This is a genomic window from Xanthomonas sp. NCPPB 1067 (genome assembly GCF_020783795.1).
GTDB lineage: Bacteria > Pseudomonadota > Gammaproteobacteria > Xanthomonadales > Xanthomonadaceae > Xanthomonas > Xanthomonas melonis.
In genome coordinates, this window is record NZ_JAJGQG010000027.1 from 1 (window position 1) to 25023 (window position 25023).

Annotated in this window: 18 protein-coding genes; 6 read left to right on the top strand and 12 right to left on the bottom strand. The window is 66.7% G+C overall.

Annotated features, from left to right (window positions below; genetic code table 11):
- Positions 1-325: 325 nt before the first annotated feature.
- The gene (gene recN, locus LL962_RS17020) at positions 326-1990 is read right to left on the bottom strand and encodes a DNA repair protein RecN (RefSeq protein WP_228317748.1); all 1665 of its coding nucleotides are present in this window, start codon (positions 1988-1990) and stop codon (positions 326-328) included.
- A gap of 138 nt (positions 1991-2128) precedes the next feature.
- On the opposite strand from recN, the gene hrcA reads away from it, so the two are divergent.
- The 6 genes from hrcA (at position 2129) to LL962_RS17050 (ending at position 9511) form a co-directional block, all read left to right on the top strand.
- Positions 2129-3160, top strand: coding sequence for a heat-inducible transcriptional repressor HrcA (gene hrcA / locus LL962_RS17025; protein WP_167395370.1), 1032 nt, complete (start codon positions 2129-2131; stop codon positions 3158-3160).
- Between the two features lie 98 nt (positions 3161-3258).
- The gene (grpE, locus tag LL962_RS17030; protein WP_228317749.1) at positions 3259-3777 is read left to right on the top strand and encodes a nucleotide exchange factor GrpE; all 519 of its coding nucleotides are present in this window, start codon (positions 3259-3261) and stop codon (positions 3775-3777) included.
- 140 nt (positions 3778-3917) lie between these two features.
- Positions 3918-5843 carry a molecular chaperone DnaK gene (dnaK, locus tag LL962_RS17035; protein WP_104587961.1) on the top strand — a complete coding sequence of 642 codons (1926 nt, stop codon included), beginning with the start codon at positions 3918-3920 and terminating at the stop codon, positions 5841-5843.
- 160 nt (positions 5844-6003) lie between these two features.
- A complete protein-coding gene (gene dnaJ / locus LL962_RS17040) occupies positions 6004-7128 on the top strand; it encodes a molecular chaperone DnaJ (protein WP_228317750.1) in 1125 nt (374 codons plus the stop codon).
- A gap of 350 nt (positions 7129-7478) precedes the next feature.
- A complete protein-coding gene (pdxY, locus tag LL962_RS17045; RefSeq protein WP_228317752.1) occupies positions 7479-8387 on the top strand; it encodes a pyridoxal kinase in 909 nt (302 codons plus the stop codon).
- Entirely contained in the window at positions 8384-9511 is a 1128-nt protein-coding gene (locus LL962_RS17050; RefSeq protein WP_228317753.1) for a prephenate dehydrogenase, read from the top strand. Before pdxY ends, LL962_RS17050 begins: the two co-directional genes overlap by 4 nt.
- Before the next feature lie 282 nt (positions 9512-9793).
- Here the strand turns inward: LL962_RS17050 and LL962_RS17055 are convergent, their stop codons facing one another.
- From LL962_RS17055 to LL962_RS17105, 11 genes are all read right to left on the bottom strand, one after another.
- The gene (locus LL962_RS17055) at positions 9794-9988 is read right to left on the bottom strand and encodes a hypothetical protein (RefSeq protein ID WP_104587956.1); all 195 of its coding nucleotides are present in this window, start codon (positions 9986-9988) and stop codon (positions 9794-9796) included.
- Positions 9989-10302: 314 nt separating this feature from the next.
- Positions 10303-11706, bottom strand: a complete 1404-nt coding sequence (locus LL962_RS17060; protein WP_228317755.1) for a TolC family protein — start codon at positions 11704-11706, stop codon at positions 10303-10305.
- Positions 11703-12788, bottom strand: a complete 1086-nt coding sequence (locus tag LL962_RS17065; RefSeq protein ID WP_228317757.1) for an HlyD family secretion protein — start codon at positions 12786-12788, stop codon at positions 11703-11705. Before LL962_RS17065 ends, LL962_RS17060 begins: the two co-directional genes overlap by 4 nt.
- Positions 12772-14460: an ABC transporter ATP-binding protein gene (locus LL962_RS17070; RefSeq protein WP_228317758.1), complete on the bottom strand. Its 1689-nt coding sequence runs from the start codon at positions 14458-14460 to the stop codon at positions 12772-12774. The genes LL962_RS17065 and LL962_RS17070 overlap by 17 nt, the downstream gene beginning before the upstream one ends.
- An 88-nt stretch (positions 14461-14548) precedes the next feature.
- Positions 14549-15448 (bottom strand): hydrogen peroxide-inducible genes activator, encoded by a 900-nt coding sequence (locus LL962_RS17075; RefSeq protein WP_104587952.1) that lies wholly within the window; start codon positions 15446-15448, stop codon positions 14549-14551.
- A gap of 89 nt (positions 15449-15537) precedes the next feature.
- Positions 15538-17307, bottom strand: coding sequence for an ABC transporter transmembrane domain-containing protein (locus LL962_RS17080; protein ID WP_228317759.1), 1770 nt, complete (start codon positions 17305-17307; stop codon positions 15538-15540).
- On the bottom strand, positions 17304-17906 hold the full coding sequence (locus LL962_RS17085; RefSeq protein ID WP_228317760.1) for an IMPACT family protein: 603 nt from the start codon (positions 17904-17906) through the stop codon (positions 17304-17306). The genes LL962_RS17080 and LL962_RS17085 overlap by 4 nt, the downstream gene beginning before the upstream one ends.
- Before the next feature lie 430 nt (positions 17907-18336).
- Complete coding sequence (locus LL962_RS17090) at positions 18337-18930, bottom strand: LOG family protein (RefSeq protein WP_228317761.1); 594 nt, start codon at positions 18928-18930, stop codon at positions 18337-18339.
- Positions 18931-19223: 293 nt separating this feature from the next.
- Positions 19224-20666, bottom strand: coding sequence for a dihydrolipoyl dehydrogenase (gene lpdA / locus LL962_RS17095; RefSeq protein WP_017156789.1), 1443 nt, complete (start codon positions 20664-20666; stop codon positions 19224-19226).
- Between the two features lie 111 nt (positions 20667-20777).
- Entirely contained in the window at positions 20778-21995 is a 1218-nt protein-coding gene (gene sucB / locus LL962_RS17100) for a dihydrolipoyllysine-residue succinyltransferase (protein WP_104587949.1), read from the bottom strand.
- A gap of 40 nt (positions 21996-22035) precedes the next feature.
- Positions 22036-24864: a 2-oxoglutarate dehydrogenase E1 component gene (locus LL962_RS17105; protein ID WP_441004882.1), complete on the bottom strand. Its 2829-nt coding sequence runs from the start codon at positions 24862-24864 to the stop codon at positions 22036-22038.
- Positions 24865-25023: the final 159 nt, after the last annotated feature.

Sequence of the window (25023 nt, forward strand, 5' to 3'; positions counted from 1 at the left end):
CGCTTCTCCCGCTGGCGGGAGAAGGTGGCGCGCAGCGCCGGATGAGGGAGGGGCAACACCGTTTGCGCTTGTCGCGCGTGTGCTGGTCGCCTCGCAGCAATGTTGCCCCCATCCGCCCTTCGGGCACCTTCCCCCGCAGGCGGGGGAAGGGAGCGAGACCGATGCCCCCGCGGGCGGGGGGAAGGGAGCGAGGCTGATGCCCCCGCGGGCGGATGAAGGGAGCGAGGCTGATGGGCGAGGGGCAGTCCTCGGATGGCGGTCCTCGGTGTGTCAGGGTGGTCCCGGTCGGTCAGACTGCCGCAGGGCCCGTCGCTGCCGTCCCCGGTCAGGCGCTCTGCAGTAGCTTGCGCGCGGCCGCGCGGGCTTCCTTGCTGACTTCCACCCCGCCGAGCATGCGCGCGAGTTCTTCCTGGCGTGCCTGCGGGCCGAGGAGTTCGACCGCGCTCTGGGTCATGTCGTCCACCGGCGCCTTGCTGACCCGGTAGTGCGCATGGCCCTTGGCCGCGACCTGCGGCAGATGGGTGACGCACAATACCTGCCGTTCCTCGCCGAGCGCGCGCAGTTTCTGGCCGACGATATCGGCCACTGCGCCGCCGATGCCCGAATCCACTTCGTCGAAGACCATGGTCGGCACGCTGTCCAGGCCAAGTGCGGCCACCTCGATGGCCAGCGAAATGCGCGACAGCTCGCCGCCGGAGGCGACCTTGCGCAAGGCGCGTGGTGGCTGGCCGGCATTGGCGGCGACCAGGAATTCGACGCGCTCGGCGCCGTTGGGATCCGGGCGCAGGCTGTCATGGGGTTGTAGCTGGATCAGGAACTGCCCGCCGCCCATGCCCAGCTCGCCGATCAGCGCGGTCGTGGCCGCCGACAAGGCGTCGGCGGCATCGGCGCGGCCGGCACTCAGGACGGCGGCGGCGCTGCGCCAGGCCTCGGTGGCGGTGGCGATGTGCTTGTCCAACTGCTGCAGGCGCTCGTCGGCGCCGCGCAGGCTCTCGACCTCGGCGCTCAGATGGTCGCGGTGCGCGGCCAGCGCATCCGGGGCCACGCGGTGCTTGCGGGCCAGGTCGTGCAGGCGGCCGAGACGCCGTTCCATGGCCTCGAACTGGGCCGGGTCGGCGTCCAGGTCGTCGCGCACGCGGTCCAGCAGGGCCAGCGCTTCTTCGATCTGGATGACGGCGCTGTCCAGCAGCGCGTCCACCTCGCCCAGGCGCGGTTCGTGCTCGGCCACGCGCGCCAGATCGTGGCGGCTGTCCTGCAGCAAGCCCAGGGCCGAGGCCCCGTCGTCACCGTTGAGCTGCCGGGCCACGCTGTCGCAGGCGCCGATCAAGGCCGTGGCATGCGCCTGGCGGCGGTGGTTGATGTCCAGTGCCGCGATCGCCGCCGGATCCAGGTCTTCACGTTCCAGTTCGGCCAGCTGGTGCTCCAGAAAGCCGATGCGGTCGGAAACATCGCCTTGCGCCGCCAGTGCGTCGCGTTCGTCCAGCAGCGCCTGCCAGCGCTGGCTGGCCTGGCGCACCTGTTCGCGCTGCGCGCTGTTGCGGGCATAGGCATCGAGCAGGGCGAGCTGGCTGTGGCGGGCCATCAGGGCCTGGTGCTCGTGCTGGCCGTGGATCTCCACCAGCCGCGCCGCGAGCTCGGCCAGTTGCGAGGAGGTGACCGGGCGGCCGTTGATCCAGGCGCGCGAGCCGCCGTCGGCACGGATGATCCGGCGCAGCTGGCACTGGGCATCGTCGTCGAGCTCGTTGTCGGCCAGCCAGCGCAGCCCGGGATGCTCGGCCGGCAACTGGAATTCGGCCGACAGCTCGGCGCGATCGGCGCCATGGCGCACCACGCCGCTGTCGGCGCGCAGGCCGGACAGGAAGCCCAGCGCGTCCACCATCAGCGACTTGCCGGCGCCGGTCTCGCCCGACACCACGGTCATGCCCGGCCCGAATTCCAGTTCGGTGGCGCGGACGACGGCGAAATCCTTGATCGAGAGATGTCTGAGCATGGGGATGGGCGTGAATGCGTTAGGGAAGCTTAGGGCAGGAGGGCGCGGGCAGGGAGTCGGGCGCTTGCCATCCCTGGGGCCAGACATTATCTATGCCCAGTCTCACCGGATGATCCCATGCGCGCGTCCCAGTCCCCAATGCTCGACCCCCGCGCCCGGCAGTTGCTGCGCACGCTGATTGCGCGCTACATCCGCGACGGCGAGCCGGTGGGGTCCAAGACGCTGGCCCGGCATGCCGGGCTGGACGTGAGCCCGGCCACCATCCGGAATATTTTGGCCGATCTGGAAGACGTGGGCCTGCTCAGTTCCCCGCATACCTCCGCCGGGCGTGTGCCCACCGCGCATGGCTACCGGGTGTTCGTGGACAGCCTGGTGCAGATGCAGCCACCGGGCGAAGACGAAGTGCGCCGCCTGCGCGCGGAGCTGGCCAGCGGCAACGGGACCCAGTCGCTGCTCGGCAGCGCCTCGCAGATGCTGTCGGCGATGAGCCACTTCGTCGGCGTGGTCAGCGCGCCGCGGCGCGAGCAGTTCGCGTTCCGGCACATCGATTTCGTGCCGCTGGATGCGCGGAGGGTACTGGCGATCCTGGTGTTCGCCGACAACGAGGTGCAGAACCGGGTGATCGAGCCGCGCCGGGCCTACGAGCCGGCCGAGCTGGAACGGGTGGCCAACTATCTCAACGCACAGTTCGCCGGGCGCGCGCTGGCGGACATCCGCGCCAGCCTGCTGCGCGAGCTGCGCACGGCCAAGAACGAGATGGAGCAACTGCTGGCGCACAGCGTGGACCTGGCCAGCGAAGCCCTGGTGCCCGCTGCCGGCGAGGACATGGTGATGGCCGGTCAGACCCGGCTGATGGGGGTGCAGGACCTGTCGGATCTGGACCGCCTGCGCGAGCTGTTCGAGGCCTTCGCCAGCAAGCGCGAGATCCTGCAGCTGCTCGAACGCACCATCCAGGCGCCGGGCGTGCGCATCTTCATCGGCGAGGAAACCGGCATGGTCTCGCTGGAAGACGTCTCTCTGGTCACCGCGCCGTATGCGGCCGGCGGGCAGGTACTGGGCGTGCTGGGGGTGATCGGCCCCAAACGCATGGCCTACGACCGGGTGATCCCGCTGGTGCAGACCGCCGCCCAGGTGCTGGGTGCGGCGATGGAGCCGCCCGGCGCGCGATAACCGATGGCGATCGGTGCGATCGCTTGCTTGAAACGCGCGCCGGCGCCCACATACGGGGTGACGTTGGGGCGGGCGTTCCGCTTGCCCGGGAACTGCACATGACTCAAGACCACCCCGAATTCGACTCCGAAGACCTGTCCCAGAACCCGCCCGAGACCGATCCGCTCAAGGCCGAGATCGAGTCGTTGCGAAGCGAGATCGCCCTGGTCAAGGCCGACGCCCTGCGCGAACGCGCGGATCTGGAAAACCAGCGCAAGCGCATTGCGCGTGATGTGGAAAACGCCCGCAAGTTCGCCAACGAGAAGCTGCTCGGCGAATTGCTGCCGGTGTTCGACAGCCTGGATGCAGGGCTGACCGCCGCCGGCAGCCAACCCAGCCCGCTGCGCGACGGTCTGGACATGACCTACAAGCAATTGCTCAAGGTCGCCGCCGACAACGGCCTGACCCTGCTCGACCCGGTCGGCCAGCCGTTCAATCCGGACCAGCACCAGGCGATCAGCCAGGGCGAGGCCGAGGGCATCGCGCCGGGCCATATCGTGCAGGTCTTCCAGAAGGGCTATCTGCTCAACGATCGCCTGCTGCGTCCGGCCCTGGTGGTCGTGGCCAAGCACGACTGACCGCAGCGCCGGCTGAACTGCCAGGCGCACGGATGAAACACAGATGCGCACAGGTGGCTTGAACACCTGCGCGCCACCCCCACATCTCAGCCAGACCCGGCGTCGCCGGACACAGCTAAAGACTCATCAGGAGCGTATCCATGGGCAAGATCATTGGTATTGACCTCGGCACCACGAACTCGTGCGTGGCGATCATGGACGGCGGCAAGGCCCGCGTCATCGAAAATTCCGAGGGCGACCGCACCACGCCTTCGATCGTCGCCTACACCAAGGACGGCGAAGTGCTGGTCGGTGCCTCGGCCAAGCGCCAGGCGGTGACCAACCCGAAGAACACCTTCTACGCGGTGAAGCGCCTGATCGGCCGCAAGTTCACCGACGGCGAAGTGCAGAAGGACATCTCCCACGTGCCGTACGGCATCCTGGCGCACGACAACGGCGACGCCTGGGTGCAGACCAGCGATGCCAAGCGCATGGCGCCGCAGGAGATCTCCGCGCGCGTGCTTGAGAAGATGAAGAAGACCGCCGAGGACTTCCTGGGCGAGAAGGTCACCGAAGCGGTGATCACGGTGCCGGCGTACTTCAACGACAGCCAGCGCCAGGCCACCAAGGACGCCGGCCGCATCGCCGGTCTGGACGTCAAGCGCATCATCAACGAGCCGACCGCTGCGGCCCTGGCCTATGGCCTGGACAAGAATGGCGGCGACCGCAAGATCGCCGTGTACGACCTGGGCGGCGGCACCTTCGACGTGTCGATCATCGAAATCGCCGAAGTCGACGGCGAGAAGCAGTTCGAAGTGCTGGCCACCAATGGCGACACCTTCCTGGGCGGCGAAGACTTCGACAACCGTGTCATCGAGTACCTGGTCGACGAATTCAACAAGGACCAGGGCATCGACCTGCGCAAGGATCCGCTGGCGCTGCAGCGCCTGAAGGATGCTGCAGAGCGCGCCAAGATCGAGCTGTCGTCCAGCCAGCAGACCGAGGTGAACCTGCCGTACGTCACCGCCGATGCATCGGGCCCGAAGCACCTCAACATCAAGTTGACCCGTGCCAAGCTCGAGGCGCTGGTGGAAGACCTGGTCAAGAAGTCGATCGAGCCGTGCCGCACCGCGTTGAACGACGCCGGCCTGCGCGCCAGCGACATCAACGAAGTGATCCTGGTCGGCGGCCAGACCCGCATGCCGAAGGTGCAGCAGGCGGTTGCCGACTTCTTCGGCAAGGAACCGCGCAAGGACGTCAACCCGGACGAAGCCGTGGCCGTGGGTGCCGCGATCCAGGGCGGCGTGCTGGCCGGCGACGTAAAGGACGTGCTGCTGCTGGACGTGACCCCGCTGTCGTTGGGTATCGAGACCATGGGCGGCGTGTTCACCAAGATCATCGAAAAGAACACCACCATCCCGACCAAGGCCTCGCAGACCTTCTCCACCGCCGAGGACAACCAGTCGGCCGTGACCGTGCACGTGCTGCAGGGTGAGCGCGAGCAGGCCCGCTTCAACAAGTCGCTGGCCAAGTTCGACCTGTCCGGCATCGAGCCGGCGCCGCGCGGCATGCCGCAGGTGGAAGTGTCCTTCGATATCGACGCCAACGGCATCCTGCACGTGTCGGCCAAGGACAAGAAGACCAACAAGGAACAGAAGGTCGAGATCAAAGCCGGTTCGGGCCTGTCGGACGAAGAGATCCAGCGCATGGTCGCCGACGCGGAAGCCAACCGCGAAGAGGACAAGAAGTTCCACGAGCTGGTGCAGACCCGCAACCAGGCTGATGGCCTGATCCACGCCACCCGTACCGCGATCACCGAGCATGGCAGCAAGGTCGGTGGCGATGTGATCGGCAAGGTGGAAGCGGCGCTGGCCGACCTGGAAACCGCCATGAAGGGCGACGACAAGGCGCAGATCGAAGCGCGCAGCAAGACCCTGGAAGAGGCCGGCCAGTCGCTGTACGCAGCGGCCGCTGCGGCAGAGCAGGGCGGTGGTGCCGATGCGGCCAGTGGCAATGCGCAGGCCTCCAAGGCTGCCGACGACGTGGTGGACGCCGAGTTCACCGAGGTCAAGGACGACAAGAAGTAAGCCGTGATTTGGGAGTCGGGAATGGGGATCGGCAAGCGCTAAAGCTTGCCGATCCCCGTCCCGATATCCTCTACGCGTCGCGTCGCCAAGGCGGACCAGCGCACGCTGTCCGCTTTCGCGTTTCAACGAATCACGAATCACGAATCACGAATCCCGGCTTATGAGCAAACGCGATTACTACGAAGTGCTGGGCGTTGCCCGTGGCGCCAGCGACGACGAGCTGAAAAAGGCGTATCGGCGGTGTGCCATGAAGCACCATCCCGATCGCAATCCTGGCGACGCTGCCGCCGAAGCGGCGTTCAAGGAATGCAAGGAAGCCTACGAAGTGCTATCCGATGGCAACAAGCGGCGCGCCTACGACGCGCATGGCCATGCGGCGTTCGAGCATGGCATGGGCGGTGGTGGCCCGGGTGGCCCGGACATGGGCGATATCTTCGGCGATATCTTCGGAAACATTTTCGGCGGTGGCGCCGCCGGTCCGCGCGCTGCGCGACGCGGTGCCGACGTCGGTTACGTACTGGAACTGGATCTGGAAGAAGCCGTCGCCGGCCTCGAGCGGCGCATCGAGATCCCCACGCTGGTGGAATGCGCGCCCTGCCATGGCAGCGGCTCGGAAGACGGCAAGGTGGAGACCTGCGGCACCTGCCATGGTCGCGGCCAGGTGCGCATCCAGCGCGGCATCTTCGCCATGCAGCAGAGCTGCCCGCATTGCGACGGACGCGGCACGCTGATCCAGAATCCCTGCAAGACCTGCCGCGGTGCTGGCCGGGTTGAAGAAAACAAGGTGCTGTCGATCAAGGTGCCGGCCGGCGTTGATACCGGCGACCGCATCCGTCTGGCTGGCGAAGGCGAGGCCGGCCCGGCCGGTACGCCGCCGGGCGATCTGTATGTGGAAGTGCGCGTGCGCGAGCATGCGATTTTCCAGCGCGATGGCGACGATCTGCATTGCGAGGTGCCGATCCGTATCTCGCAGGCGGCGCTCGGCGACACCGTGCGTGTGGCCACGCTGGGCGGTGAGGCGGAGATCCGCATCCCGGCCGAGACCCAGACCGGCAAGTTGTTCCGCCTGCGCGGCAAGGGTGTGCGTTCGGTGCGCAGCCGCAGCGAGGGCGATCTGTATTGCCGCGTCGTGGTGGAGACCCCGGTCAACCTGACCGCCGACCAGCGCGAGTTGCTGCAGCAATTCGAAGCGACCTTCACCGGTGAGGATGCCCGCAAGCATTCACCCAAATCGGCCACCTTCATCGATGGCGTCAAGGGTTTCTGGGACCGCATGACGTCCTGAGGCAGGGAATCGGGAGTCGGGATCGGGCAATCGCAAGGGCGGCATGGCCGGGCCCGCCGGGATGGTGCGCCGTCGTGGCGATCCGGGATGCGCGGGAGCGGATGCCGGCTCCCGAATGCCCGGAAAGTTGCACGATTGGAGCGAGGTTCTCCAGACGGATGCCGGCCCAGGGGCCGGCATTTGCGTTCTTGCGGCAGGAGTTCCCGCAGATCGGAGGCGATATCGGTTGCTGCCAGCGCATGGACCGGTCCAGCGAAGACCGGCCTGGCGGCAATGTACATAGGGGCGAGCGGGTGCCGGTCGCATTGATCGAATGCGGGCACGCCGTGGCGCTGGCGTAAGATGCTGCGATGAACAATGCCCCCGATAGTCATCTGGTCCACGGACGCCGCCAGCGCCCGGATGGTCCTGCGCCGGTCGATGTGATTTCGGTGCAATCGCAACTGGTCTATGGCCATGCCGGCAACAGCGCGGCCGTGCCGCCACTGCGTGCATTGGGCCTGCGGGTTGCCGAAGTCCCCACCACCTTGCTGAGCAACGCGCCGTTCTATGCCACCTTGCGTGGCCGCATCCTGCCTGCTGACTGGCTGGCCGACCTGTTGCTCGGCGCCAGCGAGCGCGGCCTGCCGCAACGTGCGCGCATGCTGGTGTCCGGTTACTTCGGCAGCCTGGCCAACGGCGAGGCCTTCGCCGACTGGCTGGAGCAGACCCTGCCGCAGGCGCCACAACTGCGTTATTGCCTGGATCCGGTGATCGGCGACACGCATACCGGCCCCTACGTCGAACCGGGCCTGGAGCGCGTGTTCGCCGAGCGCCTGCTGCCGCATGCCTGGCTGGTGACGCCCAACGCCTTCGAACTGGAGCGCTTGACCGGCCTGCCGAGCCTGCAACAGGACGATGCCATCGTGGCCGCACGCGCGCTGCTGGCGCGTGGCCCGCAGTGGGTCCTGGCGCATAGCGTCGCCGGCGGTGCGGGCGAGCTGGTGACGCTGGCGGTCAGCGACACCGCGGTGTATCGCTGGTCCAGCCCGCATCTGCCGGTTGACGTGGCCGGCACCGGCGATGTGCTGATGGCCTTGCTGATCGGGTTTCTGTTGCGCGATGTGCCGTTCGAGCAGGCGGTGGGCCACGCGCTCGGCGGCGTGCATGCTGCGCTGGAGGCCACGCTGGCAGCCGGTGTCGAGGAGTTCGATGTGTTGGCGGCCGCGCCGGCAGCGCTTGCCGCCGCGTCGCGCTTCGCGGTCGAGCGGCTGGCATGATCGCTCAGCCGGTGGTCGGGATCGTCGGCAGTGCCGGCGCCTATGGGCGATGGCTGGCGCAGTTCCTGCGCACGCGCCTGCAGTTGCAGGTGATCGGCTTCGACCCGGCCGATGCCGGGAGCATGGACGAGCTCACGCTGGCGCAGCAGGCGGATGTGCTGATCTTCTCGGCGCCGATCCGCCACACTGCGGAAGTGATACGACGCTATGTCGCGCTGGCCGGTGACCGTGCGGCGTCGCAGTTGTGGATGGACGTCACCTCGATCAAGCAGGCGCCGGTGGCGGCGATGCTGGCCTCATCGGCCGAGGTGGTCGGTTTGCATCCGATGACCGCGCCGCCCAAATCGCCGACCCTGAAGGGTCGGGTGATGGTGGTCTGCGAAGCACGCCTGCAGCATTGGTCGGGGTGGCTGCGCACGTTGTGCACCGCCTTGCAGGCGCAGTGCGTCCACACCACGCCCGAACACCACGACAGGGTGATGGCGCTGGTGCAGGCGATGGTGCACGCCACCCACCTGGCGCAGGCCGGTACCCTGCGCGACTACGCCCCGTTGCTGGGCGACCTGCAGGCGCTGATGCCCTACCGCTCGGCCTCGTTCGAATTGGACACCGCAGTCATTGCGCGCATCCTTTCGCTCAATCCGGCGATCTACGAGGATATCCAGTTCGGCAATCCGTACGCCGGCGAGATGCTCGATCGGTTGTTGTCGCAGTTGCAGCAGCTGCGCGCCCTGGTTGCGCAAGGCGACGACGCGGCGCGTGCGCAGTTCCGCCGTCACTTCCTGCACGACAACGCACAGGCCTTGCAGCAGGACGCGCTGGCCGCGGGCAACTACACCTATGAGCGCGTCGGCTACCTGCTGGCCGATCTCACCGAGCCGCTGACCTTGAGCGTGTACCTGCCGCAGGATGAGCCCGGCTCGCTGCGGGCATTGCTGCATGTCTTCGAACGCCATGGGGTGAATCTGTCTTCCATCCATTCCTCGCGCACGCCGCTGGGCGAGCTGCATTTCCGGATCGGATTCGAGCCGGACAGCGATCGGCACGCGCTGTCCCGGGCCGCCATCGAGATCGACGACAGCGGGATCGGGCGGGTGCTGGAGCGTTCGGACCGTACTGTGTGAGCTGACGCGAGCGTGGCACCGGGCACCGGCGCGCGGGCCGGCGGACCGACCGTCCCGTAAAAATCTGCTGCCGCTGGCGTCGCTGGCCTGGAAGAGCAAGCCAGCCGGCGTGTAGCAACAGGCATGCATGTGCGAGTGCAGACCGCCCGCAGCCGGAGCGCGGCCGCGGATTTCATCCACACCGGGTGTGGATGAAATCTGCACAAGCATGTGGATAACTTCCGCCAGCCGTTGTCGGACAAGGAATTCGGCCGCAGTGATCAAAAAATGACCAGGCAGTCGTCAGGGCGTCGAGAGCTGCAGTTCGCCGCCTTCGGTGACGAAGCGCTGGCCTTGGCGTTGCAGATGGCGGCCGTCGGGGAGCTCGTAGCGCGGCGCAGCCTGTGTGGCGGAGCCGGACGGATGTTCATCGCGGAATTCGATGATGACGTAGGGTTCGCCATCGGCGCCGATGGCGGGAAACTGCCGGAAAGACATAAGCACCTCCGAAAGAGCCAGGGTTGCCGTGCGGATCGTCTGATCGCACTGCCGGTACCGGACCGGCGCCCCGAGCATGCGCAGGCAGCTGTTATCCAGGCGTCATCGGCGGTACCGGTCGGTCGAGTTCGCAAGGCCTGTCGACGATCTGCCGAGGCCTACAAGGCTGGGCGTTCAGCCACCGAGCCCGGTGTACTGCCGCCGGCCACGCGATGACTGCCATGTGCAAGCCGGTTGCTGCACTGTGCGCAGCGGCCCGGGCGACACGGCATGGGCGTACGGCATGGCAGGGAGGTGGCGTTCGCGCGGCTGTTTCAGCGGCTCAGCCGTAACGCGTCGCGGTCGGCGGTCGCCGCTGCCAGCTCTGCACGCGCCGAGGCGATACGGGCCTGCGCATCGATCAGGCGCACGCGGGCATCGTTAGCGGTTTCCTCGCGCTGGTTGACCAGGAAGAAATCGCCCGACCCCAGCTCGAAGCGCCGCCGCTCGGCATCGGCCAGGCGGTCCGCCAGGCTGCGTTCTTCGTCGGCGATCCTGGCCAGCCGCTCTGCCGCCGTGAGCGAGATGACCACCGACTCCACCTCCACCGAGATCTGGTCGCGCAGGAAGCGACTGCGCTGGTCGAGCGCCTCGATCTCGGCGCGCGCTTCGGCGACGCGGCCTTTGGCAGCCCGGTTCTCCAACGGCACGCTGAAACGGAAGCCGATGATGGCATCGGTCGGCGAACGGTTCGGGCCACCCAGCCCGGGCGGGCCCAGGTCCTTGCTGACCTCGACGCTGACATCCAGGCGCGGTTTCAGGTCGTTCTGCGCCAGCATCAGCCGCGCGGTGGCCTGATCGATGCGCGTCAGCACGGCGCGGTAATCGGGACGTTCCACCGGTGCGGTGATCTTGCTGGCTCCGGCCAGCCCCTCCAGGGCCGACGTATCGGCCGGCAGGCGCTCGGCGGTGACGATCAGCGGCATGCCGGCGTCGTCGCGCAGATACAGCGACAAGCTGTTGGCCGCACTGGCGAACTCCTGCTCCGAGCGCACCACCAGCGCGCGGCGGCGCACCAGGTTCTGGTCGTTCTCGGTCAACAGGATGGTCGGCCGGGCTCCCAGCGTCACCTGCCGGGAGATCGCGTTGCGGCGGCGCTCGGCCAGCTCCAGCAGGTCCCTGTAGGCGCGTAGCTTCAGGCCGGCCGCCACCCAGCTCTGGTAGGCGTCGACGGCGCGGCGCTGGACGCCGATGGCCACCATCTCGGCTTCGTACTGGGCCACGTTGATGTCGGCACTGGCCACGCTGCGACGGGTGCGGCGTTCGTCCACCACGCGATCGCGCAGCAGCGCATACAGCGCGCCGACCTTCACCTCGCCACCGCGGTCGGTGTAGGACTTGTCTTCGTAAACCGGGAAATCGCCACGCGAGGAGCGGTAGCCGCCGTAGTAATAGCCGCCGTTGCTCTCGAACGGCCGTTTGACGCCGCTTTCGATCGTGCTGCCGTCGTAATAGCCGGCCTCGCGCGAGCGACCTTCGATGTCGAACACGGTATCGAAGGCACCATCGGCCGAGATGCCCTTGCCCTCGGCCTGGCGAACCTTTGCCAGCGCTTCGACGATCTGCGGCGCCGAACGCGCCGAGGACTGCAGCACTTCGTCCAGGGTGAGCGGCGCCGACTGGGCGAACGCCGCACCGGAGCAGAGTGCGATCAACAGGACGGCAAGACGCTGCATCATTTCTTGCCCGTCGCGTCGTCTTCGGCCTTGCCGGCGGCGGCTTTGGCCTTGCCATCTTCCTGCATCGACGCTGCGGGACGCTGGCCGAACTCCAGCGGGAAGTTGTTGAGCTGGCGCCACAGTTCGTAGCCCACCTTCACCGTCTCGCCCTGCACCCAGCCGCGCACCTTTCCGCCCTGGCGGGCGAATTCCTGGGCCGGCCATGCCGGTTTGCCGGGTGCCGGTTCCACCAGGATGCGGAACACGCCATCGGGGGCGGCGTTGGGATCGATGGCGCGCACGCGGCCGTCGAACATCCCGTGCGCCACCGAAGGCCAGCCGCTGAACTGGATCGCCGGCCAGCCTTCGAATTCCAGCCGCACCGGGCGGCCCGGACGGATCAGCGGTACGTCGCGGCCATCGATGTACAGTTCGACCGCGCGTTCCACGCGTTCAGGGGCGATCACCGCCAACACCGTGCCTGGCGAGACCATCGCGCTGCCGCTGGCAGCGTTGAGTTGTTGCACGCGACCGTCGCGAGGCGCGCGCACCAGCTGGGCGGACTGGCGATTCAACTGGATGTCGATGCGGGTGAGCTTGGCGCGCGACTCCGCCAGCTTGGCATCGGCCTCGGCAACCTTGATCTGGGTCAACTCGTAGTCGCGACGGCCGGCCAGGCCTTCGGCAAGCAATTGCCGGCTGCGTTCCACGTCGATGCTGGCGACCGCACGCGATTGCTGGATGGCCGTGATTTCGGCCTGCACCTGCGCACGTTCGCTGGCGAGCCGGGTGAGCAGGTCCGGATCCAGATCGCCCACCCGGGCGATCGGATCGCCCTTGGAGACGTGCTGGCCATCGTGGACGTACCAACGCTCGACCCGGCCAGGAACGAAGGCGGTGACCTGCTGTTGGCGATCGTCGGGATCCAGCGCCACCACCTGGCCCTTGCCGCTGGCGGTCTGCACCCAGGGAACCAGCGCCAGGATGGCGCCGCAGAGGACGATGCCGATCAGCAGCATCCACGCCAGCGCCTTGGCGATGCTGGGCGGGCGCATGGCCGCCAGCGTGGGGAAATGCATGACGCGGTCAGGGGCGTACGGCATTGCCTGCCTCCTGCGCGGATGCGATCAGTTCGGCCCGCGTGGCGTAGCGTTGCTGGTGTCCGGGTGCCAGGCGGAACCAGCCATCCAGCGTGATGTCTTCCGGGCGGCCGGTGCAGAGCAACACCGTGGTTCCGGCGTCCTTGAGCCGGCGCAGCGCGGCGGTCAGGTGTTCGGTGGGAATGAGGTCGAACAACTGCGACAGCATCAGTACCCGTGGCCGTACCAGCAAGGCATTGGCCAGCTTGAGTCCCATCACATCGCCGATCCACAGCGGGTAGCCCGAAGCGGCCAGGCGCGTATCCAGGCCCTGTGGAAGCGCGGCGATGCGTGCCCGCAGTCCCACCGCATCGATCGCTTCGAGCATGGCCTCGGAACTGACGTCCGGCGATGCCATCGACAGGTACTCGCGGATGGTGACTTCCACGATGCTGGGGCGATCGAGCACCGTCACTTCCGAACGCAGCAGATACATGTCGAAGGTCGCCATGTCCGCGCCGCCCACCATCACCAGCCCGCGCTCCGGGACCGCGTGGCGCTTGAGCACCATCGCCAGCAGGCGCTCGGCGCCGCCGGACGCCAAGGTGACCAATTGCTCACCGGCTTCCAGCGCGAAATCGAAGCGCGCACCTTCGATCACCACCCCATCCAGCCGCACTGCGCTGTTGTTCGGGGTCTTGCCGGGCACCGCCACCGCGCGCTCCTGCGGAATGGCGTACAGCAGCGACAATTCCTCGGCGCTGGCGACCAGGTCGTAGAACGTATCGAGATAGGCGCCGAGTTGGGCAATGCCATAGAACACCGCGCTCAGGATCAGCTCGGCGGCGACCAATTGGCCGATCGACAACTCTCCGCGCAGGATCAGGCTGCCGCCCAGGGCCAGCAGTGCTGCACTGGCCACCGCATAGGTCAGCAGGAAGGCCAGGGTCTGGGTGAAGGTGTAGCGGAAATGGCGGCGGTGGCGTTCGACGTAGGCGGCAGTCACCGCTTCGGAGCGGTCCATCGCGAAGTTGAGGTGGCGGCTGGACTTGTAGAAGCCGTTCGAGCCGCCGACGCTCTCGAGCCAGTGCGCGGCATTGTGCTTGGCATGGCTCAACTCGACTGCGGTCCGGATGGAACCGCGCGACCAGATCATCCAGATCGAGAAGATGACCAGCAGCAGCAGCGCATTGAAGGCCAGGAAGAACGGATGGTAGAAACTGGTGACGATCAGGCCCACCGCCGACTGCAGCACGATGGTGAAGGCAGCGATCGCCAGGCTGGGCACGGCCTTCTGCACCACCACCAGATCGAAGTAGCGGTTGAACATGTCGTTGCGGTTCTGATCGGCGAAGAACGGGTTCTGGGCATGTACCGCCCGTACCGTGATCTCCGCCACCACTCGCGCGAACAGCCGGCGCTCGAACAGCGCCATGACCCACACCCGCATTGCACTCAGACCCGCCACCAGCAGCAACAGGCCCAGCAACAGGCCTGACAGCGTCCATAGCGGGGTGGGCAAGGCGATGTTGGCGACGCTGTTGATCAGCAATTGCACCGAAATGGGGGTGGCCAGCGACAGCAGGCTGATTGCGACGCCGTACACCAGGGTCAGGCGCACATACGGCATGTCCGGCCCGACGATTTCCGCCAGCCAGCCCGCTGCCTGCCGCCATCCGATCTGCTTTGCCGCCATGTACCTTCCACTGTTGATTTCAAACAAGCATTGACGAGTTGCGGCATCAGGACAAGGCCGAACCGCTTATCCATTGCATAGGATTTTCCTATGCAGCCGCCGCACGCAGCAAGTCGGCGATCAGGCCGAACGCGGGCGCGCGGCCGGCGCCCTGTCGCCAGAGCAGGCCGATTTCCCTGTAATAGCGCCCTCCCTTGATGGGACGTACCACCACATCGTCGCCCTCGCGGATTTCCTGGCGCACGTACAGGTCCGGCAACAAGGCCAGCCCCATGCCCATGCCGGCCATCTGTCGGATCGCATCCAGACTCGTTCCTTCGTAATCGCGCAGGACGTTCGCGCCGACATCCACCGCGATCGCGCCGATCTGTTCGGCCAGGCGGTATTCCGGCATCAGCGTCAGCAGGTTGGCGCCGCGCAGGTCGGCCGGGGTGATATGGCGTTTGCTGCGCAACGGATGATCGGCGGCCATGGTCACGTGCAAGGGCTCGCGGAATAGCCGTTCGCTGTGCAGGTTGCGTCCGGCGACCGGTAACTGCGCCAGCACCAGATCGTGCACGCCATTGGCCAGGTCGTTGGCGAGCACGGTCGGCAGGCCTTCGCGCACATGCACGCGCAGGGCAGGGTGCTCGCGGTGCAGGCGCGCCACCAGGCTGGGCATCAGGTACGCGCCCAGCGTCGGCGAGACGCCGAGCCGGATGGTGCCGAGCAAGGGATCGGCCGAGCTCGCGCGCAGCTCCTCCAGATCGGCGACATCGAGCAGGATGCTGCGCGCGCGGTCGCGCAGGTCGCGGCCCAGCGGGGTCAGGATGGCAGGCACGCCGCGTTCGAACAGCGCCGTGCCGATGATGGCTTCCAGCCCGCGGATCTGCTGCGACAACGACGGCTGCGATACTCCCATCTGCTCGGCCGCACGGGTGAAACTGCCGGTCTCGGCCAGGGCCACGAAGTAACTGAGCTGGCGCAGCGTGAGTCTGGGGCGGGGCATGGGCGCAGCGGTGCAGGGAAAGGGAGGGCGCAGCATCGTCGCCAAGGCGGTGAACGGACCGTGTCGGCCGTCGGCGCCTCGGCCGGGCATCACTGATCGATGAACTGCAGTCGCGCCAGTTCCGCGTACAGGCCGCCTTCGGCGATCAGCTGCGCGTGCGTGCCCTGCGCCACGATGCGGCCGGCATCCATCACCACGATGCGGTCGGCCTTGAGCACGGTGGCCAGCCGGTGCGCGATCACCAGGGTGGTGCGGCCCTGCATCAGCCGGTCCAGCGCCTGCTGCACGGCGCGCTCGCTCTGCGCGTCCAGCGCGCTGGTGGCCTCGTCCAACAGCAGGATCGGTGCATCCTTGAGCAGCGCGCGCGCGATCGCGATGCGTTGCTGCTGTCCGCCGGACAGCCGGGTGCCGCGTTCGCCCAGTTCGCTGGCGTAGCCGTGTGGCAAGGCGCGGATGAAGCCATCGGCCTCGGCGGCGGCGGCGGCGGCTTCGACCTCTGCGTCGGTGGCCTGCAGCCTCCCATAGCGGATGTTGTCGGCGGCACTGGCGGCGAACAGGGTTGGCTGCTGCGGCACCAGCGCAATATGCTCGCGCAGCCGCACCGGATCGGTGTCGCGCAGATCCACTTCGTCGACGCGCACGCGGCCGCTCAGCGGGTCGTGGAAGCGCAGCAGCATCGACAGCACCGTGCTCTTGCCGGCGCCGGAAGGACCGACCAGCGCCACGGTTTCGCCGGGGCTGACATGCAGGTCGAAACCGTCCAGCGCCGGTGCATCCGGGCGTTGCGGATAATGGAAGACCACCTTGTCGAAGTGGATCGCGCCATGCAGCGGCTGCGGCAGCAACGTGGGCATGGCCGGGGCGACGATGACCGGCTGCTCGTCGAGCAGTTCGCCCACCCGGCCCATGCCGCCGGCGGCACGTTGCAATTCGTTCCAGACCTCGGCCAGTGCGCCCACCGAGCCGCCGCCGATCAGCGCATACAACACGAACTGTCCCAGCGTGCCGGGGGTCATGCGTCCGGAGACCACGTCGTGCGCGCCCAGCCACAACACCGCGACGATGGCGCCGAAGATCAGCACGATCGCCACCGCCGTCACCGCAGCCTGGGTGCGGATCCGCACGCGGGCGGTGTCGATGGCGGCGAACAAGGCCTGACTGAAACGCTGGCTTTCGTAGCGCTCGCGCGCATGTGCCTGTACGGTGCGTACCGCGCCCAGGGTCTCGGCGGCCAGCGTATTGGCGTCGGCCACGCGGTCCTGGCTGGCGCGCGAGATCTTCTGCAGCCGGCGCGCGCCCAGCACGATCGGCAACACCGCCAACGGAATGCCGATCAGGGTGAAGCCGGCCAGCCGTGGGCTGGTGACGAACAGCATCACCATGCTGCCGATGACCGTGACCGAGCTGCGCAACGCCACCGACATGGTGGTGCCGATCAGCCCGCGCAGCAGTTCGCTGTCGGCCGACAATCGCGACACCAGTTCGCCGCTGCGGCTACGGTCGTGAAAGCCCGCATCCAGCCCGATCAGATGCGCGTACAGGCGGCCGCGCAGATCGGCAACGACCTTTTCGCCCAATAGCGAGACGAAATAGAAACGTGCCGCCGTGGCCAGCGCCAGCACCACCGCCACCGCGAACAGCAACGCGAACGCCTGGTTGATCTGCGCACCGCCGGAGAAGCCGTGGTCGATCATGCGCTTGACTGCGGCCGGCAGGCTCAGCGTGGCTGCCGAGGACACTGCCAATGCGATCAGCCAGGCGGCGAACAACCCGCGCTGGCGCTGCACGAACGGCCACAGGGTGCGCAGGCTGCCAAGCTTCCGCAACGGATTGGGCCTGGCGGCGGCTGGCTGATTCATGCGGCTTCCGGCATTGAGAGATGGACACGATTGCGAGTGGCGTCGCACAGGCGGGTTTTCAAGCCGGCAAGCCGATCTGCCTGCACTTGTACGCGCAGCGCTGCGCCATCGGCATCGAAGCGCTCATCGAGCTTGTCGGCCTGGAACGCGGCAAGGGCCGCATGTACCAGGCCCAGGTCGTCGAACTGGCAGCGCAGATCGAGCCGCGTCGAGGCAATCAATGGCCGCCGCGTCGCCAGCCGCAGGCACTCGGCCGCGGTTCCGCCGTAGGCACGCACCAGGCCGCCGGCGCCGAGCTTGATGCCGCCATACCAACGCGTGACCACGACCACCACGCGATCGAAGCCCTGACCATCGATGGCCGCCAGGATCGGCCGTCCCGCAGTGCCGCTGGGTTCGCCGTCGTCGCTGGAGCGATAGTCCTGCCCGAAGCGGTAGGCCCAGCAATTGTGGGTGGCATCGGGTACCGCCACGTCCTGCACGATGGCCAGCGCCTGCTGCGCAGACTCCAGCGCACAGGCGGTCGCCACGAAGCGACTGTGCTTGATCTCCAGGCTGTGGTGCGCGTCAGCGGCAAGGGTATCGGGCATCGCGGTCATTCTATGCGAAGCGGTGTGGCACGCCGTGGCGGGGGATGCGAGGTGGTGCGGCCATTTCGACTTCGACCGGCCACGGTGCAGCGGCGCAGGCGAGCATGTCGGCGCCTCTGGTCCGGGCGCGGCGATCGCCGGGTCGTGACTGGATAACGGGCGAGGACAACGGCGGCCAACAGGACGTAGCGAAGCGATCGCCAGAGGGGCGTGGACCGCGCAGCTGGAAAAGGGATGTACAAGTGGCCGATGCCGACTGGGAGTGCCGCCGCACCGGCCTGGTGGTTGCGCAGTCGTCTCGCCGGCTGCCCCAGGTCGCTGTTCGCGCCGTGCGCTGCCGGCCCGGGGGTATCGCGGACCGGCATGGCAGCAGATGCCCGTCAGTACGAACGGGCCGTGCAGCCCGGTGCATCCGCAATGCATGCGGATGGCAGCATGATCACACCAGGGTGGAGCGGCGCTTCTCGTCGATCCACTTCGACGCCTGGGCCGGCGTGTAGTGCTGCATCCACTCGAGCATCTGCCCGATGTCGTTGCCATACCACAGGTCGGTGCGTTGATCCGGATGCAGGAAGCGCTCTTCCACCATGCGATCGATCATGCCGATCAGCGGCGCGTAGAAATCGGCGATGTCCAGGAACGCGCACGGCTTGTTGCCGATGCCCAGCTGGCGCCAGGTGAGCATCTCGAAGATCTCTTCCATGGTGCCGAAGCCGCCGGGCAGGGCGACGAAGGCATCGGAGAGCTCGAACATGCGCATCTTGCGCTCGTGCATCGAGCCGACGATCTCCAGTTCGGTCAGGCCGCGGTGCGCCACTTCCCAGTCCGCCAGCTGCTTGGGAATCACACCGGTGACCTCGCCGCCGGCGGCCAGGACGGCGCTGGCCACCGTCCCCATCAGGCCGACGTTGCCGCCGCCGTAGACCAGGCGTAGGCCTTGCTCGGCGATGCGCGTGCCCAGGGCGGTGGCGCGTTCGGCATAGACCGGCTTGTTACCGGCGTTGGAGCCGCAATAGACGCAGATGCTTTTCATGGGATTCGGGATTCGGGATTTGGGATTCGTAAAAGCGCGGTGGGGCGCGTCTATGTCATCTGGAAAAGCCGTCGAGAGACGGAGATGCTTTCGTGGGATTCGGGATTCGTAAAAGCGGGGCTGCGCTGCTCGCACGCGATGCTTCGGGGCCGGCCCTTGCCGATGCATTTGTCTGCTCTTCAGGCTTGAAAAACATAACGCCGGGTTTCCCCGGCGCCATGTCATTGCCGGGAGAGGTTCAGGAGCGGGAACCGCAGTTGCGAATCCCCACTCCCGAATCCCAAATCCCGACCTTAGTTGGCCTTATGGATCGCCCGCTTGCTCACGGCCATCGCAGCATCGTGGATGGCTTCGGACAGCGTCGGATGCGCATGGCAGATACGGGCCAGATCGTCGGCCGAGCCGTTGAATTCCATCGTCAGCACGCCTTCGTGCACCAGCTCGGAGACGCCCACGCCCACCAGGTGCATGCCCAGCACGCGGTCGGTTTCGGCATCGGCGATCACCTTGACGAAGCCGGCTGGTTCGCCCATGGCCACCGCACGGCCGATCGCCGCGAACGGGAAGCTACCGGCCTTGTAGGCCACGCCCTCGGCCTTGAGCTGCTGCTCGGTCTTGCCGACCCAGGCGATTTCCGGCTCGGTGTAGATGACCCACGGAATGGTGTCGAAGTTGACGTGACCCGGCAGGCCGGCGATCAGTTCGGCCACCGCGATGCCTTCCTCGAAGCCCTTGTGCGCCAGCATCGGGCCGCGCACGCAGTCGCCGATCGCCCACACGCCATCGACGCCGGTGTGGCAATGCCCGTCCACCTCGATCTGGCCACGGTCGGTGACCTTGACCCCGGTGCCCTCGGCCAGCAGGTTCTTGGTGGCGGCCTTGCGGCCCACGGCCACCAGCAGCTTGTCCACGGTCAGGGTCTGCTCGCCGGTAGCGTCGGTGTAACTGAGCACCACCTGCTTGGCATCGCCGCTGCCGGTGATCTCGGTCTTGCTGACCTTGGCGCCGAGCTTGATGTCCAGGCCCTGCTTCTTGAATTCCTTCAGCGCGGTCTTGGCCACTTCGGCATCGGCCAGCGCCAGGAAGTCCGGCAGCGCCTCGAGGATGGTGACCTCGGCGCCCAGGCGCTTCCACACGCTGCCCAGCTCCAGGCCGATCACACCAGCGCCGATCACCGCCAGGCGCTTGGGAACGGCAGTGAAATCCAGGCCGCCGACGTTGTCGACGATGGTGTCGCCGTCGAACTTGGCGAACGGCAGTTCGATCGATTCCGAACCGGCCGCCAGGATCACGTTGGTGCCCTTGAGTTCGATCTCCCCACCTTCGTGCTGGGTGACCTTGACGATGTTGCCCGGCTGCAGCTGGCCGAAGCCGTAGTACGGGGTGATCTTGTTGGCCTTGAACAGCATCGCGATGCCGCCGGTGAACTGCTTCACGATCTTGTCCTTGCGGCCGATCATGGTGGGCACGTCCATCTTGGCGTCGTTGAAGCTGATGCCGTGGTCGCCGAACAGGTGGCCCATGTTCCAGAACTGGCGCGAGGAATCCAGCAGCGCCTTGGACGGAATGCAGCCCACGCGCAGGCAGGTACCGCCCAGGGCGGGCTTGCCGTCCTTGCCCAGTGCCGCGTCGATGCAGGCGACCTTCATGCCCAGCTGGGCCGCGCGAATTGCAGCGTGATAACCGGCCGGACCGGCACCGATGACGACGACGTCGAATTGTTCTTGTTCGCTCATTCTTCGCTCACGAGATTGGGAATTGGGGATTGGGGATTCGTAAAAGCGGGATGCTTGGGAAAGGGCGGCTCTCGCCAATCCCCAATCCCGAATCCCCAATCCCGGCTTTCATCACAGACCGAACAGCATGCGGCCCGGGTTTTCCAGCTGGTTCTTGATATCGACCAGGAACTGCACCGAGTCCTTGCCGTCGATGATGCGATGGTCGTAGGACAGTGCCAGATACATCATCGGGGCGATCACGACCTGGCCGTTCTCGGCGATCGGACGTTCCTTGATCGCGTGCATGCCCAGGATGGCGCTCTGCGGCGGGTTGATGATCGGGGTCGACAGCAGCGAACCGAAGGTGCCGCCATTGGTGATGGTGAAGGTGCCACCCTGCAGGTCGTCCAGGCCCAGCTTGCCGGCGCGTGCCTTGGCGGCGTAGTCGGCGATGCCCTGTTCGACGTCGGCGAACGACTGGCGTTCGACGTTACGCAGCACCGGCGTGACCAGGCCCTTGTCGGTGGACACGGCGATGGAGATGTCGCTGTAGCCGTGATAGATGATGTCGTCGCCGTCGATCGAGGCATTGACCAGCGGGAAGCGCTGCAGCGCGTTGGCGGCGGCCTTGACGAAGAAGCTCATGAAACCGAGCTTGATGCCGTGCGCCTTCTGGAACTCGTCCTGCAGCTCCTTGCGCGCGGCCGAGACCTTGGCCAGGTTCACTTCGTTGAAGGTGGTCAGCATCGCGGTGGAGTTCTTGGACTCCATCAGACGCTTGGCGATGGTCTTGCGCACGCGGGTCATCGGCACGCGTTCTTCCGGGCGGGCACCCGAGGCCTTGCCCACGCCGCCGGCCTTGGCGAAGTTGACGATGTCTTCCTTGGTCACCGCACCACGACGGCCGGTGCCTTCGACCTGGGCCGGATCCACGCCCTGGGTGATGGCGGAGAAACGCGCACCCGGGGGCAGCGAATCGGCAGCGGACTTGGACGCGGCTGCCGGTGCAGCGGCAGCCGCCGGAGCCGGAGCAGCCGCCGGAGCCGGAGCTGCGGCAGCTGCCGGTGCATCGGCCTTCTTCTCTTCAGCCGGTGCAGCGGCAGCTGTGGCGCCTTCCTCGATGATCGCCAGGATCTGATTGCTGGTGACCGTGCTGCCGGTGTCGAACTTGATTTCCTTCAGCACGCCGTCGACCGGCGAGGGAACTTCCAGCACGACCTTGTCGGTTTCCAGGTCGACCAGATTCTCGTCGCGCTTGACCGCTTCGCCGGCCTTCTTGTGCCAGCTGGCGATGGTGGCGTCGGAAACGGATTCGGGCAGTACCGGAACTTTGACTTCGGTGGCCATTCGGGGAGCGTCCTAGGGTTTTCGGTCTTTGGGGAAGGAGTTATTCAGCGACTTGGTCGTTGAACGGGTTGATCAGCGCATCGGCAACCAGCGTCTGCTGTTCGACGATGTGGTCGGCCATGTGGCCGGCGGCAGGCGAGGGCGAGCGGGCGCGGCCCGCGTAGTGCAGGCTCTGGCCGCCGGCCAGGCAGAAGTTCAGGTGGTGGCGGATCTGGTACCACGCACCCTGGTTCTGCGGTTCTTCCTGGCACCACACCACGTCGGTGGCGTTGGCATAGCCCTTGAGCTCGGCCGCCAGCTGCGCACGCGGAAACGGGTACAGCTGCTCGATGCGCACGATGGCGACATCGTCCTGGCCGCGCTTGGTCTGGTCTTCGAGCAGGTCGTAATACACCTTGCCCGAGCACAGCACCACGCGCTTGACCTTCTGCGCATCGGCCTTGGCGTCGGGAATCAGGTGCTGGAACTCGCCCTCGGCCAGTTCTTCCAGGCTCGACACCGCCAGCTTGTGACGCAGCAGCGACTTGGGCGTCATCACCACCAGCGGCTTGCGGGTGGTCATGCGCATCTGGCGGCGGATCATGTGGAAGCACTGCGCCGGCGTGGTGGGCACGCAGACCAGCATGTTCTCCAGCGCGCACAGCTGCAGAAAACGCTCCAGACGTGCGGAGCTGTGCTCCGGGCCCTGGCCTTCGTAGCCGTGCGGCAGGAACAGCGACAGGCCCGCGATGCGGCCCCACTTCGCTTCGCCGGCGGCGATGAACTGGTCGATCACCACCTGTGCGCCGTTGGCGAAATCGCCGAACTGCGCTTCCCAGATGCACAGCGCATTCGGGTCGGTGGTGGAGTAGCCGTATTCGAAGCCCATCACCGCTTCCTCGCTCAGCAACGAGTCGATGATGGTGGCGTCCTCGGGGTTCTGCACCAGCTGGCGCAGCGGCAGGTAGTAATTGTCGTTCTTCTGGTCATGCAGGATCGCGTGACGGTGGAAGAAGGTGCCGCGGCCGGCGTCCTGGCCAACCAGGCGCAGCTTGTGGCCTTCGGCCAGCAAGGTGGCGTAAGCCAAGTTCTCGGCGAAGCCCCAGTCGCCGAGCTGGTCGCCAGCGGCCATCTTGACGCGATCTTCGTAGATCTTGGCGACGCGGGCGTGCAGCTCGACGCCTTCGGGAATCGTGGTGATCAGCTTGGCCAGGCGGTCCAACTGCTCGCGCTTGACGCGCGTATCGACCGGATCGGCGGCGGTGCCGACCAAATACCTGGACCAGTCGATGGCGAATTCGTCCGGCTTGCGCTTGGCCAGCTCGGTGGTGTATTCGCCGGAATCGAGCTTGTTGCGGTAGCCATCCACCAGTGCCTTGGCCTCGTCGGCGCTCAGCACGCCTTCGCTTTCCAGCTTGGCGGCGTACAGTTCGCGGGTGGTCTTGTGCTTGCGGATGGTCTGGTACATCACCGGCTGGGTCGCGGCCGGTTCGTCGGCCTCGTTATGGCCCCAGCGGCGGTAGCAGACCAGATCGATGACCACGTCCTTCTTGAACTGCTGGCGGAACTCGTAGGCCAGCTTGGACACGAACATCACCGCGTCCGGGTCGTCGCCGTTCACGTGGAAGACCGGTGCGCCGATCATCTTGGCCACGTCGGTGCAGTACAGCGTGGAGCGGGCATCGTCGCGGGTGCTGGTGGTGAAGCCGATCTGGTTGTTGACCACGATGTGCACCGTGCCGCCGACCGCGAAACCGCGCGCCTGCGACATCTGGAACAGCTCCATGACCACGCCCTGGCCGGCGAATGCGGCATCGCCGTGGATCAGGATGGGCAGCACGGCCTTGCGCTCGGTATCGCCGAAGCGCTCCTGACGCGAGCGCACGCTGCCGACCACGACCGGGTCGACGATTTCCAGGTGCGAAGGATTGAAGGCCAGCGCCAGGTGCACCTGCTTGTCGGTGCCAACGGCGATGTCGGCCGAGAAGCCCATGTGGTACTTGACGTCGCCGGTGTGTGCGCGGTCGTCATGGGCGTGTTCGAACTTGCCTTCGAACTCGTCGAACAGCTTGCGTGGGTTCTTGCCCAGCGTATTGACCAGCACGTTGAGGCGGCCGCGGTGGGCCATGCCGATCACGATGTCCTTGACCTGATCGTTGCCGGACTGGCGAACGATTTCGTCCATCATCGGGATCAGCGAATCGCCGCCTTCCAGCGAGAAGCGCTTCTGGCCGACGTACTTGGTGTGCAGGTAGCGCTCCAGTCCTTCGGCGGCAGTGAGCCGCTCCAGGGTGCGCTTGCGGCTGGCCGCATCGCCTGCGATCTTGCCGCCGGCATCTTCCAGGCGACGGTAGATCCACTGGCGCTGGTCGAATTCCTGGATGTGCATGAACTCCGCGCCGATGGTGCTGGCATAGGTCGCCTTCAGGCGCGCCAGCAGGTCCTTCAGCTTCATCCGCGGCTGTCCGCCGACACCGCCGGTGCTGAACTCGCTGTCCAGATCGGCCTGCGACAGGCTGTGGAACGGCAGGTCCAGGTCCGGCGGATTGACCGGCGGGGTCAGGCCCAGCGGGTCCAGCTGCGCGCCCAGGTGACCGCGAGCGCGGTAGGCGGTGATCAGGCGGCCGACGTTGCGCTCGCGCTCGTCGCTGGCGCCTGCACCGGTGCCGGCATGGGCGGCCTGCTTGGAAGCGGTGAGGATATGGGCGATGGCGGCCGAGTGTGGGACATCACCGGCATTGCGACCTTCGAAGCCATCGAAGTAGCTCTTCCACTTCGGATCGACACTGTCCGGGGCGACGAGGTACTGCTCGTACAGATCCTCGATGTAGGCGGCGTTGCCGCCGGCGAGCTGCGATGACTGCGCGAAGTGCTTTAGGAGATTATCCACGATGGTAAGTCGGGTCTGCTGTGGGGATGATTGTGCGGAAGCGGCAGGGCAGGATGCCTTGTCGGTCGGTCTCAAATCTCGAAAAATTATACCCCCTTGCGCTTGTGAGAGGGCGTCTGTGAGCTGACCGGCGAGGCAGACCAATTGCCGGCGCGCCTG

Excerpts from the sequence above, each read along its gene's own strand:
- recN (WP_228317748.1), bottom strand. The coding sequence starts at position 1,990 with ATGCTCAGACATCTCTCGATCAAGGATTTCGCCGTCGTCCGCGCCACC.
- hrcA (WP_167395370.1), top strand. The coding sequence starts at position 2,129 with ATGCTCGACCCCCGCGCCCGGCAGTTGCTGCGCACGCTGATTGCGCGC.
- grpE (WP_228317749.1), top strand. The coding sequence starts at position 3,259 with ATGACTCAAGACCACCCCGAATTCGACTCCGAAGACCTGTCCCAGAAC.
- dnaK (WP_104587961.1), top strand. The coding sequence starts at position 3,918 with ATGGGCAAGATCATTGGTATTGACCTCGGCACCACGAACTCGTGCGTG.
- dnaJ (WP_228317750.1), top strand. The coding sequence starts at position 6,004 with ATGAGCAAACGCGATTACTACGAAGTGCTGGGCGTTGCCCGTGGCGCC.
- pdxY (WP_228317752.1), top strand. The coding sequence starts at position 7,479 with ATGAACAATGCCCCCGATAGTCATCTGGTCCACGGACGCCGCCAGCGC.
- LL962_RS17050 (WP_228317753.1), top strand. The coding sequence starts at position 8,384 with ATGATCGCTCAGCCGGTGGTCGGGATCGTCGGCAGTGCCGGCGCCTAT.
- LL962_RS17055 (WP_104587956.1), bottom strand. The coding sequence starts at position 9,988 with ATGTCTTTCCGGCAGTTTCCCGCCATCGGCGCCGATGGCGAACCCTAC.
- LL962_RS17060 (WP_228317755.1), bottom strand. The coding sequence starts at position 11,706 with ATGATGCAGCGTCTTGCCGTCCTGTTGATCGCACTCTGCTCCGGTGCG.
- LL962_RS17065 (WP_228317757.1), bottom strand. The coding sequence starts at position 12,788 with ATGCCGTACGCCCCTGACCGCGTCATGCATTTCCCCACGCTGGCGGCC.
- LL962_RS17070 (WP_228317758.1), bottom strand. The coding sequence starts at position 14,460 with ATGGCGGCAAAGCAGATCGGATGGCGGCAGGCAGCGGGCTGGCTGGCG.
- LL962_RS17075 (WP_104587952.1), bottom strand. The coding sequence starts at position 15,448 with ATGCCCCGCCCCAGACTCACGCTGCGCCAGCTCAGTTACTTCGTGGCC.
- LL962_RS17080 (WP_228317759.1), bottom strand. The coding sequence starts at position 17,307 with ATGAATCAGCCAGCCGCCGCCAGGCCCAATCCGTTGCGGAAGCTTGGC.
- LL962_RS17085 (WP_228317760.1), bottom strand. The coding sequence starts at position 17,906 with ATGACCGCGATGCCCGATACCCTTGCCGCTGACGCGCACCACAGCCTG.
- LL962_RS17090 (WP_228317761.1), bottom strand. The coding sequence starts at position 18,930 with ATGAAAAGCATCTGCGTCTATTGCGGCTCCAACGCCGGTAACAAGCCG.
- lpdA (WP_017156789.1), bottom strand. The coding sequence starts at position 20,666 with ATGAGCGAACAAGAACAATTCGACGTCGTCGTCATCGGTGCCGGTCCG.
- sucB (WP_104587949.1), bottom strand. The coding sequence starts at position 21,995 with ATGGCCACCGAAGTCAAAGTTCCGGTACTGCCCGAATCCGTTTCCGAC.